We start from the raw sequence: 17,013 nt of genomic DNA, 5'->3' as shown, positions 1-17,013 counted from the left end.
AGGGGGAGGAAGCCAAGACACCCAACGGAGCTTTCGTCGGTGTGGTGGGCCCCCGCCTGTCTCCTGCCTTTTTTTACATTTTTGCTCTCCCTCCCCCCCCCCTCCCGGGCGCGACCTCCCCGCCGGTCGCGTTCACGGTGCGTCAGACGCCGACCGCCTGAGGGGTGTCCGCGAAGTCGCGGCCGCCCACACCTGCGCGGTGGGCGGTCTCGTACCGTCGCAGCACCTCGGAGAGCCGGTCGAGGAAGGCGCTCTCCTGTTCCCTGATGTAGAAGTGGCCGCCCGGAACCACGACGGTCTCGCTGTCCACGGTGGAGTACAGGGACCACTCCCGTACCTCGGGGACCGTCACCAGGCGGTCGTCGGCCCCGGCGAAGGTGTGCAGCGGAATCGGCAGCGGGGTGCGGTCCACGCTCCCGGCGCCCTCGCAGAGCATCAGGTCGCCCCGGACGACCGGCAGCAGCGCCGCCAGCCACTCCGGCCGGTCCAGCAGCACCCGGGGCAGACCTCCCAGCGCGGCCAGCCCGCGCATGAGTTCCGCGTCGTCCGCCACATAGCCGTGGGTGATGGGCGGGGCGGGCAGGTGGGGGGCGCGGTGGGCTCCGAGGAGGAGCGCGAGGGGGAGCCGTTCGCCGCGGGCCCGGCGGTGCTGGGCCAGGGCGAAGGCGACGAGCGCGCCCATGCTGTGCCCGTACAGCACGTGCGGGTGGTCGAGTTCCTCGCCCAGCTCCCGGTCCAGGTCCGCCACGAGCGCGGGGAGATCGGTGAAGCGGGGCTCCGTCATCCGGCCCTCACGGCCCGGCAACTGCACCGGCAGCACCTCGACCCCGGTCCCCAGCCAGCGCTGCCACCCGGCGTAGGCGGAGGCGCCCCCGCCCGCGTAGGGGAAGCAGAACATGCGCAGGCGACCGTCGTGGCGTGGACCACCGCGTCTCAGATATCGCGTCATAGTGACCGGAACTCCTCTCGTTGCGCGGTGGCCACCAGGTGGCCAGTACCCGCCGTGCCCCCAGCGTCGGGAGCGGCGCTTAAGGGCCGCCAAACGCCCCGGGCTCGGAGAGGAACTCCCCTGGTCGGTCGCAGGGAGGCAGGGATCAGACCGAGGCGGGCGTGAGCGGCGCGCCCCGCAGTCCGGCGCCGCCGGGCACGGCCGGATCCGGTGACTCCAGGGCGGGGTCGGCCCGCAGGATCGCCTGGTGCAGCCGCTGCAGCCGCGTCGACGGCTCCAGCGCCAGCTCCCGGATCAGACACTGGCGCAGCCGCTGGTAGATGCCGAGGGCGTGGGAGGGCCGGCCCGAGCGGTACAGCGCGAGCATCAGCTGCGCGTGCACGGTCTCGTGCAGCGGGTGCTGGGCGGCCAGCGCGGTCAGCTCCCCGAGCAGCGCGGCGTGCCGGCCGAGCCGCATGTCGGCCTCGATCCTGGCGTCCAGCGCGCCCAGCCTGGTCTCCTCCAGCCGTACCGTCTCGACCTCCAGCGCCCGGCCGATCTGCACATCGGCCAGGGCGGGCCCGCGCCACAGCGCCAGCGCCTGGTGCAGCAGCGCGGACGCCTCCCGGGCGGCGCCCTCGCGCAGCGCCGTCTGCCCGGCCACGGACAGCCGCTGGAACTGCGTGGCGTCGTCGGGGCCGGCCACGTCCAGCGCGTAACCCCCGTAGCGCGTGCACAGGATGTCCTTCGGCCCGCGTACCGCGGTCGGGCCCAGCACCGTGCCCAGCCGGCGGCGCAGTTGCCGTATGTAGGTCTGGAGGGTGGCGGGCGCGGTGCGCGGCGGGGCGTCCCCCCACAGTTCGTCGAGCAGCGTGGACACGGTCACGACCTGGCCGGCGTGCAGCGCCAGCAGGGCGAGCACCTGGCGGGGCTTGGCCGCGCTGGGCACCACGGACGTGTGGTCGAGCTGGGCGACGAGCGGCCCCAGGACCCGGATCTCCATGTGTGGACTCCTTCCAGCCAAAACCGCTCGGCTTGCGTTTCGGAGCTCTCCACAGTGGCACGGCGGCGCGCGCCGCCCCAGTGATCGCTTCATCGCTCACGTGTGAATTACCGAGGAGGCACCCCATGACGAATTCACATGAGAGGCATGAACGGAACACTGTCGGTGACGACCCCGGTCCCCGAAGAATCCTGTCGTGCCGGTCAGATCACGGCGACGTCCGATCACCACACACAGGTTCTACGGAGGGCAACGTGCACGAAGGCGTTATTTCCACTCTCGACGGTGCGTGCGGCACGGACGTGGCCGTGGGCCTCGACCCGGCCCCCGGCCAGGAACTGCGGTTCATGGAGCTGGTCGCACAGGCGTGGCTGGAGCCGGAGCTCTCGCGCCGCTACCAGGTGGACGCCCGTTCGGTGCTCGACGAGTTCGGCGTCACGCTGGCCCAGGGCCAGCAGCCGCCGTCGCTGCCGGAGAACCCGGTGTGCGAGCTGACCATCGAGGAGCTCTCACGGCCGGGGACCGCCCACGCCTTCCTCTGCTTCTGCCTGTCGCCGGCCCCGGAACACCGGTACACGGCCGCGCCGGACGGGAACCGGGCGGCCGCGCGGTGACCGCCCTCTTCGGCGAGCGTCCCGCGCGGGTGCCGAGAACGCACGACCGCCGACTCGTGGGATTCCGCAGCCATCTCAGGGCGGAGGTCGTCGCCGACGACGCGGCCTATCTGCTGTCCGACCGGGGGGTGACCGCGCTGCAGGGCGATCACATAGAGGCCCTGGTACCCCTGCTGGACGGCACCCGCGACCTGTCGTCCGTGCTGCGGGACGCGGCCCCCGAGATCTCGCCCGAGCGGGTGGGGCGGCTGATCGGGAGGCTCGCGCAGGCCGGCCTCGTGGGGTACTCGACGCCGGCCCCGGTCGGCGGCGGCTCCGACGACCCGGCGAGGCCCGCCCGCGCGTACTGGGAGCTGGCCGGGCTGGACGGCACGGCGGCCCTGCGGCAGGTGGCCGCCGCACCGCTGGAGATCCTGTCGGTGGGCGGCGCGAGCACCGAGGGCGTGGCAGAGGCGTGCCGGGCCGCGGGACTCGCGGTCCTCGGGGACCGCCTTCGCCCCGGCCCCGACCACAGTGCGCAGGTCGCGGGCGGGGAGGACGTCACCGGACTGTCCCTGGTCGTCTGTGACGACTACCTCAACCCCGAGCTGCGCGAGATCGACGCTCTGCACCGGGTCACGGGACGGCCCTGGCTGCTGGCCAGGCCCGGCGCCTCGACGGCGTGGGTCGGGCCGGTGTTCCAGCCGGGCGCCGGCCCCTGCTGGTCGTGTCTGGCGCACCGGCTGCGCGGCCACCGGCTGTGCGAGGCCCCGGTGCGCCGGGCGCTCGGCCTGACCGGGCCGGTGCCCCGGCCCGCCGCCCAGGTGCCGCCGACGGCCGCCGCGGCCGCGCAGCTCACCGCGCTGGAGACGGCGAAGTGGCTGGCCGGCTACCGCTATCCGGGCCAGTCCGCGGTCCTGACCCTGGACACCCTCGCCCTGACGACCCGTCATCACGAGCTGCGGCGCCGCCCGCAGTGTCCGGACTGCGGCGACCCCGGCCTCGTCGCCCGGCAGGTCCTGCGGCCGGTGACGATCGCCTCCCGGCCGAAGGCGCCGCACGCCGGAGGGGGGCACCGGGCGTGCTCCCCCGAGGAGATCCGTGACCGGTACCGGCATCTGGTCAGCCCGGTGACCGGGGTGATCGAGGAGATCCGCAGGGACCCTCGGGCGCCGGCGGGTCTGCACTGCTACCTGGCGGGCCGCAACGCCGCGCTGGGCGGATCCGACCTGGCACGGCTGCGGGCCGGCCTGCGACAGCTCAGCGGCGGCAAGGGCGCCACGGCGCTGGACGCCGAGGTGAGCGCCATGTGCGAGGCCCTGGAGCGGTACAGCGGCACCCTTCAGGGGGACGAGCCGCGGACCAGGGACAGCCTGCGCGGTCTGGGGGACGTGGCCGTCTCCCCGGACGCCTGCCAGCTGTTCGCCGCCCGCCAGTTCCGCGACCGGGAGCGGTGGAACGCCCTGCACGGCTCGTTCCAGTACGTCCCCGAACCCTTCGACGACCGGGCGCCGGTCGACTGGACGCCGGTGTGGTCGCTCACCGAGCAGCGGCAGCGGCTGCTGCCGACCGGCATGCTGTACTTCCCGGGTTCCCTCGACGGGTCGCCCCCGCCGGTGGCCGGCCGGCGCTCGCTGCGCGCCGACTCCAACGGCAACGCCGCCGGCAGCAGTCCGGAGGACGCGATCCTGCACGGTTTCCTGGAACTGGTCGAGCGGGACGCCGTGGCCCTGTGGTGGTACAACCGCACCCGCCAGCCCGGCGTACGGCTGGACGGCACGGGTGGTTTCGGCGACGGCTGGACCGAGGAACTGCTCGACGCCTACCGGCACCTGAACCGTGAGGTGTGGGTGCTGGACCTGACCGCCGACCTCGGCGTACCGGTGTTCGCGGCCCTCTCGCGGCGCACCGACAAACCCGCCGAGGACATCATGTTCGGGTTCGGCGCGCACTTCGATCCGGCCGTCGCGCTGCGCCGCGCCCTGACGGAGATGAGCCAGCTGCTGCCCGCGGTGACCGGCGCCCGGCCCGACGGCACGGGGTACGGCACGACGGACCCCGGACCGCTCGGCTGGTGGTGGGGGGCGACCGTCGCCACCCAGCCCTATCTGCTGCCCGATCCCTCCCAACCGGCGCGCGGCCCGGCCGACTTCGCCTTCCGCAGCCGTCCGGACCTGCGGGACGACGTGGAGGCCGTCGTGGAGCTGCTGCGCGGGCACGGCATGGATCTGCTGGTGCTCGACCAGACCAGGCCCGACATCGGGATTCCGGTCATGAAGGTCGTCGTACCGGGCCTGCGCCACTTCTGGGCCCGGTACGCGCCGGGCCGGCTGTTCGACGTTCCCGTACGGCTGGGCCGGCTGGCCGCGCCGACACCGTACGAGGACCTCAATCCCGTCCCCTTGTTCGTCTGATCGTCTGAATCGTTCGTCCGGAACGGCGCCCCACCGCCGTTCCCGTCCCCCAGGAGCCCTCGATGTCCGCCGAAAGGCCGTTCAGCACAGCCGCGACGACACGGCGCGACCGGCGCTGTGTCGCCCTGTGGTCGCTCCGCGAGGACGTCCTGGTGGACGCGGGGGACCCGGCCGGTCCCGTGGTGCTGTCCGGGCGCTGGGGGGAGACCCGGCTGCACCGGGCGGGGCCGCTGGTCCGTGAGGCCCTGCGGCGGATGAGTCTCGGCCCGATCTCGCTGGCCAACGTGGTGGCCGAGATGGCCGCCGAAGGCTCCGTGCGCCCCTCCTCCCCCGGGGGGCGCACGGCCACCGCCGCGGACGAGCAGGCCGAGATCCTGATGCTGCTGCACCGGTTGCGGCACCTGGTGGTGCGTTCGCTGATGCTGGAGGACGCCGAACAGCCGCTGCTGTCGGTGGTCCCGATCGTGCAGTCGGCGCGCTACCGGCCGGACACCGTCGACCCGGACCGTCCGGTGCGGCTGTCCCGCTTCGCGTTCCTGCGCGCCGAGGGCGAGGGCTTCGTCCTGGAGAGCCCCGTGTCGCTGTACCGGGTCGTGGTGCACGGCCCGGAGGCCGCCTGGGTGATCGGCATGCTCGGTCGCGCGCACACCGTCGACGAGATCGTGGCGGCCGTCCCCCTGACCGCCCCGGCGGTCACGGAGATCGTCGCCTATCTGCTGGGGACCGGCATGCTTTTGGCCGCCGAACACCAGCCCGTCGAACAGGACCCCGACGAACGGGAGCCCGTCGTCCGGGACCTCCCGTCCCGGACGGGCGCGGACGACGGCGGCAGGGGCGGCGGCACGGTTCCGGTGTTCGCGGAGGACACGGACCCGGCGCTGCTGTCGTGGGGCGCGGTCGACCTGCTCTTCCACAGCCGCTCCACCCTCGGCAGGCACGACGCGGACTTCGGTGCCACCTATCCGCTCGCCGAGCGCCTGCCCCCCGCCCCGGCCGTCAAGCCGCTGCCGGACGGCACGCGCATCCCGCTCCCCCGGCCCTCCCTGAGCGAGGTGACGGCCGCGGACCCGCCGCTCACCACCGTGGTGGAGGAGCGCCACAGCATCAGGTCGTACGGCTCGGAGCCGCTCACGGCCGCCGAACTGGGCGAGTTCCTGTACCGGGCCCTGCGGGTGCGCGGTCTGCCCGAGCGGCACGGCGAGGGCCGGCACGAGGAGGGGTACACCGACCGGCCGTACCCCAGCGGCGGCCGCGCCTACGAACTCGAGTTCTACCTCACCGTCCGGGACTGCGCCGGGATCCCGTCGGGCACCCACTACTACGCGCCGCTGGAGCACTGCCTGGTGCGCATCGGCGACGACGGCCCGGACGCGGCGACGGCGGAGCTGCTCGCGGAGGCGCAGATCTCCGCCGGGCTGGACGCCCCGCCCGCCGTGGTCATCACCATCACCTCACGCATCCACCGGCTGTCGTGGAAGTACAGCGGTCTCCCCTACTCGCTGACGCTGAAGCACGTCGGCGCCGTGATACAGAACCTGTATCTGATCGGGACCGCGATGGGCCTGGCCTCCTGCGCCCTCGGCAGCGGCGACATCGAACTGGCCGCCCGCACCACGGGCACCGACTGGCTGACCGAGCCGAGCGTGGGCGGCTTCGCCCTCGGCGTGGCCCCGGAGACCGTCACCAACCATCCATGTAATGCGCACAGTTGATCCATGAGTCCTACATTTATTACTTAAAGTTCAAAGAACCCGCATAGACTGATCGCTCCTTGATCCCGTTCAGTGTGAGGGGTTTTCATGGAGGCAGCCGCGCCGGACGCGGAGACAGACGCCGGCATTTCCTTAGAGGACACCGCCGACGGCGGCGTAGGCGGCAACCCCCCTCTCTCGGCGGCGGTGCGGTTCCTGGGCCTCAGCGCCCCGCCGCCCCGGCTCGCCCGGAGTGTCGTTCTGATCGTCGAGTGCGGGTTCGTCCTGACCGGCTTTCTCAACATCGCGGACGCGGGGCCGGGGCCACTCACCCTGGTCTCCTCGGCCTTCGGCTTCAGTCTGGTCTTCCTTCTCCAACTGGTGCACACCGCACAGCGGTTCCGGCACTTCCGGGCTCGCTGGTACCGGTGGACGCTCACCCTGCAGGCCCTGATGACCTATCTGCCGCTGGCCGTCCTGGGGTTCGGCTGGGGCGGGATGGCGGGCTTCCTGGGCGCCTCGCTGCTGCTCGTGCTCCGGCCGTCGGTGGCCTGGCCGCTCTTCGGGCTGGTCGCCGCGGCGGCCGCCGCGACGGGGCCGCTGCTGGGGATGAACCTCGTCGGCTCGGTGTACATCACCGTCTCCACCGTGCTGACGGGACTGATCGTGTACGGCCTCAACCGGCTCGCCCAGCTGGTGGTCGAGGTGCACGCGGCCCAGACGGAACTCGCCCGGCTGGCCGTCACCCAGGAGCGGCTCCGTTTCGCCCGGGACCTGCACGACCTGCTCGGCTTCAGCCTGTCCGCCGTGACCCTGAAGAGCGAACTGGCCTGCCGTCTGGTGCCCGCGGCCCCCGAGCGGGCCCTGGAGGAGCTGAGGAGCATCCTGGAGATCTCCCGGCAGGCCCTCTCCGACGTACGCACGGTTGCCCGCGGCTACCGGGACATGTCCCTGACCAGCGAAGCGGTGTCGGCACAGGCGGTCCTGGCGGCCGCGGGCATCCAGGCGGAGGTGCGGTGCCGCGCGGACCTCCCCGAGGGGGAGGTGAGCACCATCATGGCCACCGTGCTCCGGGAGGCCATCACCAACCTGCTGCGCCACAGCAAGGCGGAGAGCTGCCGGATCGACTGCCGCAAGACGTCCTCGGGCGAGCTGGTGCTCACCATCGCCAACGACGGGGTGCAGAAGACCGCGACGGGCTTCCGGGACCCCTCGTCCGGGGCGGACGGCAGCGGCCTCGGCAACCTGCAGTTCCGGCTGGCGTCGATCGGGGGCCGGCTGACGTCCGGGCTGGACGAGGAGGGGTGGTTCGTCCTGCGGGCCAGCGCCCCGCTGCGCCGGCCCACCCGGAAGACGGGCTGAGCGGGAACGGCGCCGCGGGCGGAGGGCCGGACGAGTGGTCGGACCACTCGTCCGGCCCTCGTCGCATCAGAGCCAGCCGCTCTCCCTGGCCACCCGGATCGCGTCGACGCGGTTGCGCGCGTTGAGCTTGGTGACGACGGTCGTCAGGTAGTTGCGCACGGTCCCCACCGAGAGGAACAGCCGGCTCGCGATGTCCGCCGCCTCCGCTCCGTCGGCGGCCATCCGCAGCACCTCCGTCTCACGGGGCGTCAGCGGGTTCTCCCCGTTGTCGAAGGCCGCGAGGGCCAACTGGGGGTCGATCACCCGCTTCCCCGCCGCGACGTCCCGCACCGCGCCGGCCAGCCGGTCCGGGGGAGCGTCCTTGAGGAGGAACCCTCCCACCTGGGCCGCGAGCGCCTTGCGGAGCGTGCCCGGGCGGCCGAGGCTGGTCAGGATCAACGTGCGGCACGAGGGCAGCTGTTGGGCCAGCTGGGCCGCCGCACTCAGTCCGTCGAGACCGGGCAGGTCGACATCGATGACGGCGACATCGGGCACACACTCCAGGGCCGTGGGGAGGATGCGGTCCCCCCGCTCGACCTCGGCGACCACCGTGAGGTCATCCTCCAGGGTCAGCAGGGCGACCAACGCCCCCCGGACCATGTGCATGTCCTCGGCGAGCAGGATGCGGATCACTGTGCTCCCCCCGTCGGGCCGCGACGATCAGGACGACCCGTTCGACGAGGACACTACTTGACAGAGAGTGGGCGTAAAAGATCAGAGAGCGATTCCCTTTAAACTTCACTTAATTTTGCGCGTATTGCGCCACTTCAAGTCGCATGGCCGTGGTGACCGTGTCGTCCTGGACGGCCTCCACCGCGACCGGGACGGTGAAGGTGCCCAGTGCCTCGTCCGACCGGAATCCGCCGACCGTCGCCCGCAGGCTGGTGATCCGGTCCAGCTCGGCGTAGTCGGTGAACTCGGTCTCTATGGAGGCCAGCGACAGGGTGCACGGGTCCAGGCCGTGCAGCCGGGCCACGGAGGCCACCGCCAACTGCCGCGCCGCCTCCATCTGCAGATGGCCCGGCACATGGTCCAGGGGGTGGTCGAAGACGTGCGGGTGACTGGTGTCCACCACCAACTGGCAGGCGAAACGCCCCGGTTGGCCGTCCGTCACGGGTTCGGTGACGAACACGTTCCTGGCGTCGCGCCGCCCCACGGAGCACGGTTCGGCCGCCGTGAAGCGCGGGAGCAGGAAACCGGGATGGTCCGGCAGCTGCCGCCTGCTCCGCATGGCCTGGTACGCGGTCTTGGAGAGGATCAGCAGCCCGCCCTCTCCGCGCATCGCGGGCCGCCCGTCGACGGCGACGTCCCCGGTGAAGCTGAACCCCTGGATCCGGCCCGCCCTGTTGCGCCGGGTCCGCACGATCACGTCGACCCGCAGATCGGCCGGCCGCCGGCCGATGCGCAACGGCTCGAAGGCGGTGACACGCAGCCGGAGGTCCCGGAAGATGAACGCCACACCCAGGTCGACTCCCATATGGCGGTGGGCGACCAGGACGCCGGCCTGCCGCACCACTTCCACCAGCAGGGTGAAGTCGTACGCCGGGGAGTGCTCGCCGATCAGATGGCCGCGCGGCAGCTGGGCGGCGACGGCGTACGCGTCCTCACCCGTCTGCGCCGAGTCGGTGACGAAGACCTCGGCTATCGAGGCCCGGTGGACCAGGGTACGGGGAACGGTCGCGTCGTAGCTGAGTTCCGCCTCGGGGGCCGGTGGGCTCACCGGGGCCGTCTCGGGCGCGAGGGCGGACGTGGAAATGCTCATGGTCGGTCCTTCCAGCAAGGTCTCGGTGTCGCGATCGGTGGGCCCGGCCCGGTCAGGGCAGTTCGGCGGGGACCGGCGCCGTGAGGGCCGGACGGGACGGCAGCCGGGCGATCAGCCCGTCGAGGCCGGCCGGCCCGGAACAGGCCGCGACGACACCGTCCGGCCGTACGTACGCCACCCAGCGGGCCTCGGCCCCGCCGAGCGTGTGGCCCTGCTCCCGGGCGACGGCGAACCCGGCGCCGCCCTCGGGGACCGGCCCGTCGGCGGTGTCCCGGGGCTGGATCCACAGCACGTGGACCATGTCGCCCGCGCCCTGGGCCCGTACCGCCCGCGCGGCCCGCGCGGCCGACTCGCCGGTGTCCCCGGCGCCGTACACCAGGAGCGTGTGTCGCCCGGCCGCCGGGCGGGCGTGCGGCGTCGCCGCCGCCGGGCCGTGCACCGGGGTCAGCGCCACGTCGGGGGCACGCCGTCCGGGCCTCAGCGCCCGCGGCACGCCCGCGGCACCGCCGGACGCGGTCACCGCCGGGCTCCCGGAGTGGTCCAGGTCGAGCTGGGCGAGCAGAGGGATCGCCTTGCGCTCCAGCAGGCCGGTGGCGGACAGCACCCGCATCACCGTGTCCCGCACGAACCGGGCCGCCGGACTGCGCAGCAGCCACATCCGGGTCTGCCGCTCCCCGTTGGCGACAGCCCGCACCGACGCGGGGCGGCGCTCGGCCTCGTAGCTGTCGAGCAGGGCCGGATCGGCGCCGCGCACCACGCTCGCCAGCTTCCAGCCCACGTCGTAGCCGTCCTGGACGCCGGTGTTGAGCCCCTGCCCGCCGGCGGTGGTGTGGGCGTGCACCGCGTCGCCCGCCAGCAGCACCGGGCCCTCACGGAACCTCGGGGCGACCCTGGCGTGCACCCGGAAGCGACTGGTCCACCAGGTGCCGTGCAGACGCAGTCCGCCCGGCCCCCGCTCGTCGAGGAGCCGCTGCAGCTGCTGTTCGGAGGGCGGTTCGGTCCGCTCGTCCGGCTCCGTGTCGAAGAAGACCCGGTGGCCCTCGGGCTGGGGGACGATCACCAGCACCCCGTCGGGCGTGATGTGGTGCTGGACCTCGGCCTCGGCGGACGCGCCCTCCAGCCGGCCGTCCCCGATCAGGAACGTACGGTCGAAGGTGTGTCCCTCGAAGGGGATGCCGACGCTGTCGCGCACCAGGCTGCGGGCACCGTCGGCGGCGACGAGCCAGGGCACCGTCACCGACTCCTCGCCCCCGGCCGCGCTCAGCGTGACGGTCGCCGACTCCCCGGGGCCGCCGCGGTTCACCGTCACCGCCGTGACCTCGGTGTCCCACTCGACCGTGCCGCCCAGCTCCGTCAGCCGGTCCAGCAGCGCCCGTTCGGTGACCGGCTGCGGCACACAGAGAGGACCGGGGAACGCGGTTCCCGTCAGGTTGCCGAACCGGGCACCGGCGATACGCCTGCCGTTCGACCAGTACGACGCCCCGGCCAGCGGCAGGGCGGTCCCCGTGAGCTTCTCGGCGACCCCCAGACGCTCCAGGCATTCGAGCGCGCCGCTCCACAGCACCAGCCCCTTGGGGGCGATGCCGGGACCGGGACGGCGGTCGACGACCCGGCAGGGCACCCCGAGGTCCCACAGCGCGCAGGCGGCGCTGAGCCCGGTGGGCCCGGCACCGACGACCAGCACCGCCGCGGCCGTCACCGGGCACCTCCCGCGACGCCGGCGGCCACGGCCACCGGACGGTGCAGCAGGCCCGAGATCTCCCGGACGGCGCTTTCGGTGTCGGCGAACCGCACCGCCCGCATGCCCAGTTCGGCCGCGGCCCGGCAGTTCTCGTCCGTGTCGTCGACGAACAGGCACCGCTTGGCCGGGGTGCCGAGCCGGTCGAGCAGGATCCGGTAGATCGCCGGATCCGGCTTGCGCACGCCCTCCCGGTGCGAGTCCACGACCACCTCGAAGAGTTCGTCGACGGGCACCTGGGCGCGCCACAGCGGTTCCCACTCGCGGACGTTGTTGGTGAGCAGGGCGAGCCGGTAGCCGTCGCGGCGCAGGGCGCGCAGGAACGACAGGAACGGCTCGTTGGGGCTCCGGCCCCGGAACCACAGCTCGCCGAAGCCGCGTCCGTCCGCCAGGATCCGGCCCGCCCCCTCGGGCAGCTGCGCGAGGATCCGGTCCACCATCTGCCGCTCGGTGATCGCGCCCGTCTCCAGGGCCGCCATCGGGGTCTCGCCGTGGAGTTCCGTCGCCGCCAGGAACGCCTGGGCGAGGTCGGCCGCCTCGATGCCGGCCAGCTCGGCGAAGGCGGCGAAGGTCTCCACGAGCGGGTTGGTCAGCACTCCTCCGTAGTCGACGACGATCGTGTCGACTGCCATGGCGCTCCCCTCGCCCGCCGCGACGCGGCGTACGGACCGCGCCTGTGGCCCGGTCGGTTGTGTGGATGTCATCGGACTGGTCCCCCTTGCTCTGGTCGATCTGTTGGCTCTGGTGGATCTGTTGGCTCTGGTGGATCTGATCGTTCTGGTGGATCCGATCGCTCTGCTCGATCCGGTGGATCCGGTGGATCCGGTGGATCCGGCTGTTCGATCAGGTGGATCCGGTCGCTCCGGTGGATCTCGCGGGTCTCGCAGATGTCGTCGGCCCGGACCCGGGCGACGTGTGCCGGTGTGGATGATCCGGACGGGCCGAGCGGGGCCGGCCCGCCGTCGCGGGGCGTCCGGTCCTCCGGGCGGCCTCGGCGACGGCGTCGGCCCTCGGACGGCCGTAGGCCGGACGACCGGGTGACCGGGTGACCGGATGTCCGGCGGCCGGGTGACGGGGCGACCGGGTGGCCGGGCATGCGCCCGAGGCCGCCGCGGCGTCCGCCCGACGCGTTGCCCGGACGCTAACGGCGTTCGCTTGTGCCCCGGCAAAGAGGTGCGGGAGGACCTGTGGAGGTCCTCCCGCACCCTGGGTTCGCTGATCCGGCGTCCGTCAGCCGGACTGCTTTCCGGCCGCCGCGCCGACCGTGCCGGCCCGTTCCCTCTCCTTCGGCTCCGACGCCGGCGCGGCCCGCTCGACCGGACCGTCCGGTGCCGGTGCCGGTGCCGGTGCGGCTGCGGGTGCGGGCGCGGTGGGTGCCGGGCCGCCCTCACTGATGCCGAACCGCGCATGCAGCCGGCGCAGCGGTCCGGGCGCCCACCAGGTCGCCCGGCCGGTGAGGGACAGCACGGCGGGGACGAGGAGCGTACGGATCACCATGGCGTCCATGAGGATCGCCAGGGCGACCCCCAGTCCGAGCATCTTCGTGTTGGTGATCCGGGACGTGCCGATGGCCACCATGACCACCGACAGGACCAGCGCGGCGGCGGTGATGACGCCGCCGGTGGAGCGGATCCCCTCGATCACCGCGGCCCGGTGGTCGTGCGTGCGCTCGTGCTCCTCCTTGATGCGGGAGAGCAGGAAGACCCCGTAGTCCATGGAGAGGCCGAACGCGAGGCAGAACATCAGCACCGGCAGGGCCGTCTCGATGCTCCCGGTCGGGGTGAAGCCGAGCAGCCCCGACAGGTGCCCGTCCTGGAAGACCCACACGACGGCACCCAGCATCGCGGTGAGGCTGAGCGCGTTCAGCAGCACGGCCTGGAGCGGCACGAGCACACTGCCGGTGAGCAGGAACACCAGGACCAGGGTGGCGAGCACGATGATGCCGACCGCCCACGGCAGCCCGCGTCCGATGGCCGCCTGACTGTCGATCAGGGCCGCGGTCGTCCCGGAGGCGGAGGCGGGGAAGTCCGTGTCCACCGCCCTGACGTCCCGCACGAGTTCCTTGCCCTCGTCGGAGACGGCCTCCACACCGGGCACCACGGTGACGTACGCGATCTCGCCGGAGGTACGGCCCGGCTGTGCCGGCCCGGTGGCCCGGCCGTCGGTGTAGGTGCCCGTCGGCGCGTCCACCCGCAGGACCCCGGTGATTTGGGACAGCTGCTCGGCGTACTCGCCCAGTCCGGCGGCGGGCGCCTGCCGGGTGACGACCTCGATCGCCCCGGTGGGGCTGCCCTGGAAGCGGTCCCTGATGTGCTCCTGCACCACCCGGGAGTCGGCGGACGTGGGCAGCTGCCGGTAGTCGGCGGTGCCGAAGTCGACGTTCAGGAAGGGTGCGCCGAGGAGCAGCAGCACGGCCAGGGTGCCGGTGGCCACCAGCGGCGCGCGCCGCATCACCCCCCGGGCCAGCCGGGCCCAGCCGGCTCCGGCCGCCGCGGGCTCCCCGCGCTCGCGGGAGCGGCGGCGGACCAGCTTGCGTACGTCCAGGGAGTCGATCCGCCGGCCCAGGACTGCGAGCAGGGCCGGCAGCACCACCAGGGCCGCGACGGCGGCGAGGACCACCACACTGATCCCGGCGTAGGCGAGGGACCGCAGGAAGTACAGCGGGAACACCAGCATCGCGGCGAGCGAGACGGCGACCGTCGCGGCCGAGAACAGCACGGTCCGTCCGGCGGTGTTGAGGGTGACGGCGAGCGCGCCGGAGGTGTCCCGGCCGACGGCGAGTTCCTCGCGGTAGCGGCGCACGATCAGCAGCGCGTAGTCGATGGCGAGGCCCAGGCCGAGGGCGGTGGTGAGGTTGGTGGCGAAGACGGAGACGTCGGTGAAGGAGGTGAGGACGCGCAGCACCGCGTTGGTGCCGAGGATCGCGATCACCCCGATGCCGATCGGGAGCAGCGCGGCGACCGCGCTGCCGAACACGACCATGAGGATGAGGAGCGTGATCGGCAGGGCGATGACCTCGGCGCGCACGAGATCCTCACGGATGAAGGCCTGCTGCTCGTTCTGGACGGCGATGCTGCCGCCGATCCGGACGGTGAGATCGCCCCGCCGTCCGTCGAAGTGCCCGACGATCCGGTTCTCCAGGGTGCGGTCGGCCTCCAGTTCGTCCCCGGTGAGCCGGGCCACCACCAGGGCTTCCCTGCCGTCCTTCGAGCGCAGCGCGCCGGAGCCGGTGTCCCAGTAGGAGGTGACGCCGGTGACACCCGGCTCGTCGGCGAGCCGGGCCGCCAGCTCCCGGCCCTGACGCGCCACGTCGGCGTCGTCGACCCCGGCGCCGGCCCGGGCCAGCAGGACGAGGTTGGGGCGGGCGCCGGGGAACTCCCGTTCCAGGACGCCCGCGGCGTACGAGGACTCGGAGGAGGGGTCGACGACGCCTCCGCTGCCCCCGCTGCGCAGCCGGTCGGCCACACCGCTGCCGAGGACGACGGCCCCGGCCAGCAGGATCACGGTGAGCACGAGCAGCAGCCGGGCCCGGCTGCCGGTCAGCCGGGCGAGGGCGGTGAACGCACCGGGGGGCGGCGCGGTCTCGGGGGGCGGATTGTCTTTGGTCACTGCGGTCATGGGGGCTCCCGGGACGTCGGGGTGAGTGATGTGTGCCGGGTCGGCTACGGCGCCCGCGGCGTCGTACGCGGCCCCGGACGCCCGGGGACGCCGACCGGTGCCGTCAGCGGCGGCGCAGGTGGAACTTGCCTGGCGTGGTCGAGGGGACGCCGGTGAGGATCTCCCGGAGTCCGCCGCTGACCACGTAGTCGCCGTACGGGGTCACGGCGACCGTGGTGGGGTCCTCGTGCGGCCAGGTCTGGCGCTGGACGGTGCGGGCGGTGCGCCAGCCGTCGGTGGACCGCAGCACCAGGACGGCGTCCGGGCTCTGGCGTCCGCCGGACAGCGACAGGTCGTTGGAGACGACGACCAGCGAGCCGTCGGGGCGCAGCGCCATGCCGTCGAGGGAGGCCGGCGCACCGTCCAGGCGGACCTCGCTGACCTTCGGCCGCGCCGAGCAGGGGCGGTCGATGCGGAAGAGGCGGCCGCCCTCGTACTTGCCCATGAGGAGGAAGCCGGCGGGGTGCTGGACGATGCCGTTCGGGCCGGTGTCGGCGGTGGCGAAGCGGTCGTCGCGCAGGACGTGGAGGACCTCTCCGTCGCGGCTCACCGAGGTGACCGTGTCGACGCCGGTGTCGGTGACGTGGATGGTGCCGTTCCGGTCGACGGTGAGGTCGTTGGCGCGCGGCAGGGCCTGTCCGTCGGACACGTCGACCAGGTGCCGCACGGCACCGGTGGCGAGGTCGAAGACGCCGACACCGGACACCGGGGGCAGCGAGGGGTCGATGATGCCCATCATCCGGAAGAAGTAGTCGGTGTAGGCGGCCAGGACCCGGCGGCGGGGCGCGTCCACGGTGATGCCGAGGACCGACACCTGGGCGAACGGGGCCACCAGTGGGGTCACGGAGCCGTCCGCCCGGACCACCGAGATCGTGCCCTGCGCGCTCGACCCCACGAGGAACGCCTTCCTCGTGGGGTCCCAGGCGACACCCTCGGGGTACAGGCCCGGGGCGGTGACGCTGAGCGTGCGCGGCAGCGGGCAGCGGGCGGACTTCGCGAACGCCGGCAGCGGAGTGGCGGCGAGCGCCCCGCCCATGGTGGCGGCGGTGGCGACTCTCAGCAGGGTTCGGCGGGAGGCCGAGGCTGACGCGTCCAAGGTGTGCTCCTTCATACGGTCGCGAGGAGGGGAGGTCGGGCGGGCCGGTGCGCGGCGGCGGCGGTCGGTGACGACGGGCGGGGCCCGTCCGGGGCACCGCCGGAGAAGGGAACGCCGAGTCCGGCTGTCCACCGGCCGAGAGAAGGGTCGCGAGCCGCTCTGGAGAACCGCTGAACCACCGCTGAACCGGCGGCGGGCGGCCGGCGGCGCCAGGGCCCGTCCGGCCATTCCAGTCGTCGCGAGGCGGACGGGAATGGCCGGACAGGCCCCAAGAGGAGGCGCGCGAGACGGACGGGAATGGCCGGACAGGCCCCAAGAGGAGGCGCGCGAGACGGACGGGAATGGCCGGACAGGCCCTAGGAGAAGGCGCGCGCGGGGCGCTTTGGCCCGGCGCAAGGCGGCCTGCCTAGCGTCCCGGTCAGGCAGGCCCTGCCGGCTCGTTCCCGCCCACCGGGACTACGGAAGCGCGACGGCAGGGCCCGGCCCACGCAGCGGCGCCGGACAGCGGCAAGCCAGAGGAGACGAGACGCGTGACGGTAGACACCGTGGACATCGAAGAGGCCGTGCCGACGCCGGCCGGGATCCGCACCAAGGACGTGCGCCGCCTGGACAGGGTGGTCATCCGGTTCGCCGGGGATTCCGGTGACGGGATGCAGCTCACGGGTGACCGTTTCACCTCCGAGACGGCGTCGTTCGGGAACGACCTCTCCACCCTGCCGAACTTCCCCGC

The 17,013-nt window shown here is 73.3% G+C and carries 12 protein-coding genes and 1 pseudogene; 5 read left to right on the top strand and 8 right to left on the bottom strand.

The genetic code is table 11. The annotated features are described in order from the left end of the window. Positions 1–142: 142 nt before the first annotated feature. On the bottom strand, positions 143–949 hold the full coding sequence (locus tag ACZ6BB_RS31700) for a thioesterase II family protein (RefSeq protein ID WP_471618557.1): 807 nt from the start codon (positions 947–949) through the stop codon (positions 143–145). Between the two features lie 145 nt (positions 950–1,094). Then, positions 1,095–1,931, bottom strand: coding sequence for an AfsR/SARP family transcriptional regulator (locus ACZ6BB_RS31695; protein ID WP_471618556.1), 837 nt, complete (start codon positions 1,929–1,931; stop codon positions 1,095–1,097). Between the two features lie 254 nt (positions 1,932–2,185). On the opposite strand from ACZ6BB_RS31695, the gene ACZ6BB_RS31690 reads away from it, so the two are divergent. The 4 genes from ACZ6BB_RS31690 (at position 2,186) to ACZ6BB_RS31675 (ending at position 7,991) form a co-directional block, all read left to right on the top strand. After that, complete coding sequence (locus ACZ6BB_RS31690; protein ID WP_471618555.1) at positions 2,186–2,545, top strand: TIGR04351 family putative TOMM peptide; 360 nt, start codon at positions 2,186–2,188, stop codon at positions 2,543–2,545. Next, a complete protein-coding gene (locus tag ACZ6BB_RS31685; RefSeq protein WP_471618554.1) occupies positions 2,542–4,938 on the top strand; it encodes a TOMM precursor leader peptide-binding protein in 2,397 nt (798 codons plus the stop codon). Before ACZ6BB_RS31690 ends, ACZ6BB_RS31685 begins: the two co-directional genes overlap by 4 nt. Before the next feature lie 62 nt (positions 4,939–5,000). After that, positions 5,001–6,650 (top strand): SagB/ThcOx family dehydrogenase, encoded by a 1,650-nt coding sequence (locus tag ACZ6BB_RS31680; RefSeq protein ID WP_471618553.1) that lies wholly within the window; start codon positions 5,001–5,003, stop codon positions 6,648–6,650. An 87-nt stretch (positions 6,651–6,737) separates the two neighbouring features. Then, positions 6,738–7,991 (top strand): sensor histidine kinase, encoded by a 1,254-nt coding sequence (locus tag ACZ6BB_RS31675; protein WP_471618552.1) that lies wholly within the window; start codon positions 6,738–6,740, stop codon positions 7,989–7,991. Positions 7,992–8,057: 66 nt separating this feature from the next. On the opposite strand, the gene ACZ6BB_RS31670 is transcribed toward ACZ6BB_RS31675, so the two are convergent. From ACZ6BB_RS31670 to ACZ6BB_RS31645, 6 genes are all read right to left on the bottom strand, one after another. Continuing rightward, positions 8,058–8,663 carry a response regulator transcription factor gene (locus ACZ6BB_RS31670; RefSeq protein WP_013003887.1) on the bottom strand — a complete coding sequence of 202 codons (606 nt, stop codon included), beginning with the start codon at positions 8,661–8,663 and terminating at the stop codon, positions 8,058–8,060. Between the two features lie 109 nt (positions 8,664–8,772). After that, positions 8,773–9,792 (bottom strand): ScbA/BarX family gamma-butyrolactone biosynthesis protein, encoded by a 1,020-nt coding sequence (locus ACZ6BB_RS31665; RefSeq protein WP_471618551.1) that lies wholly within the window; start codon positions 9,790–9,792, stop codon positions 8,773–8,775. A gap of 52 nt (positions 9,793–9,844) precedes the next feature. After that, the gene (locus ACZ6BB_RS31660) at positions 9,845–11,491 is read right to left on the bottom strand and encodes an FAD-dependent monooxygenase (RefSeq protein ID WP_471618550.1); all 1,647 of its coding nucleotides are present in this window, start codon (positions 11,489–11,491) and stop codon (positions 9,845–9,847) included. Continuing rightward, positions 11,488–12,162, bottom strand: coding sequence for an HAD family hydrolase (locus ACZ6BB_RS31655; RefSeq protein ID WP_471618549.1), 675 nt, complete (start codon positions 12,160–12,162; stop codon positions 11,488–11,490). The genes ACZ6BB_RS31660 and ACZ6BB_RS31655 overlap by 4 nt, the downstream gene beginning before the upstream one ends. Positions 12,163–12,760: 598 nt before the next feature. Then, positions 12,761–15,148, bottom strand: a complete 2,388-nt coding sequence (locus ACZ6BB_RS31650; protein ID WP_471618548.1) for an MMPL family transporter — start codon at positions 15,146–15,148, stop codon at positions 12,761–12,763. Between the two features lie 103 nt (positions 15,149–15,251). Then, complete coding sequence (locus tag ACZ6BB_RS31645; RefSeq protein WP_471618547.1) at positions 15,252–16,283, bottom strand: SMP-30/gluconolactonase/LRE family protein; 1,032 nt, start codon at positions 16,281–16,283, stop codon at positions 15,252–15,254. 530 nt (positions 16,284–16,813) lie between these two features. On the opposite strand from ACZ6BB_RS31645, the pseudogene ACZ6BB_RS31640 reads away from it, so the two are divergent. Then, positions 16,814–17,013 (top strand): annotated as a pseudogene (locus tag ACZ6BB_RS31640) (2-oxoacid:acceptor oxidoreductase subunit alpha); the annotation flags it as partial.

The sequence above is a fragment of the Streptomyces sp. NPDC041108 genome (assembly GCF_055592645.1).
This window is presented reverse-complemented; position numbering and strand designations above follow the sequence as displayed.

What these genes read in the sequence shown, in the direction of transcription:
- ACZ6BB_RS31700 (WP_471618557.1), bottom strand. Translation starts at nt 949, where the DNA reads ATGACGCGATATCTGAGACGCGGTGGTCCACGCCACGACGGTCGCCTG.
- ACZ6BB_RS31695 (WP_471618556.1), bottom strand. Translation starts at nt 1,931, where the DNA reads ATGGAGATCCGGGTCCTGGGGCCGCTCGTCGCCCAGCTCGACCACACG.
- ACZ6BB_RS31680 (WP_471618553.1), top strand. Translation starts at nt 5,001, where the DNA reads ATGTCCGCCGAAAGGCCGTTCAGCACAGCCGCGACGACACGGCGCGAC.
- ACZ6BB_RS31675 (WP_471618552.1), top strand. Translation starts at nt 6,738, where the DNA reads ATGGAGGCAGCCGCGCCGGACGCGGAGACAGACGCCGGCATTTCCTTA.
- ACZ6BB_RS31665 (WP_471618551.1), bottom strand. Translation starts at nt 9,792, where the DNA reads ATGAGCATTTCCACGTCCGCCCTCGCGCCCGAGACGGCCCCGGTGAGC.
- ACZ6BB_RS31655 (WP_471618549.1), bottom strand. Translation starts at nt 12,162, where the DNA reads ATGGCAGTCGACACGATCGTCGTCGACTACGGAGGAGTGCTGACCAAC.
- ACZ6BB_RS31650 (WP_471618548.1), bottom strand. Translation starts at nt 15,148, where the DNA reads ATGACCGCAGTGACCAAAGACAATCCGCCCCCCGAGACCGCGCCGCCC.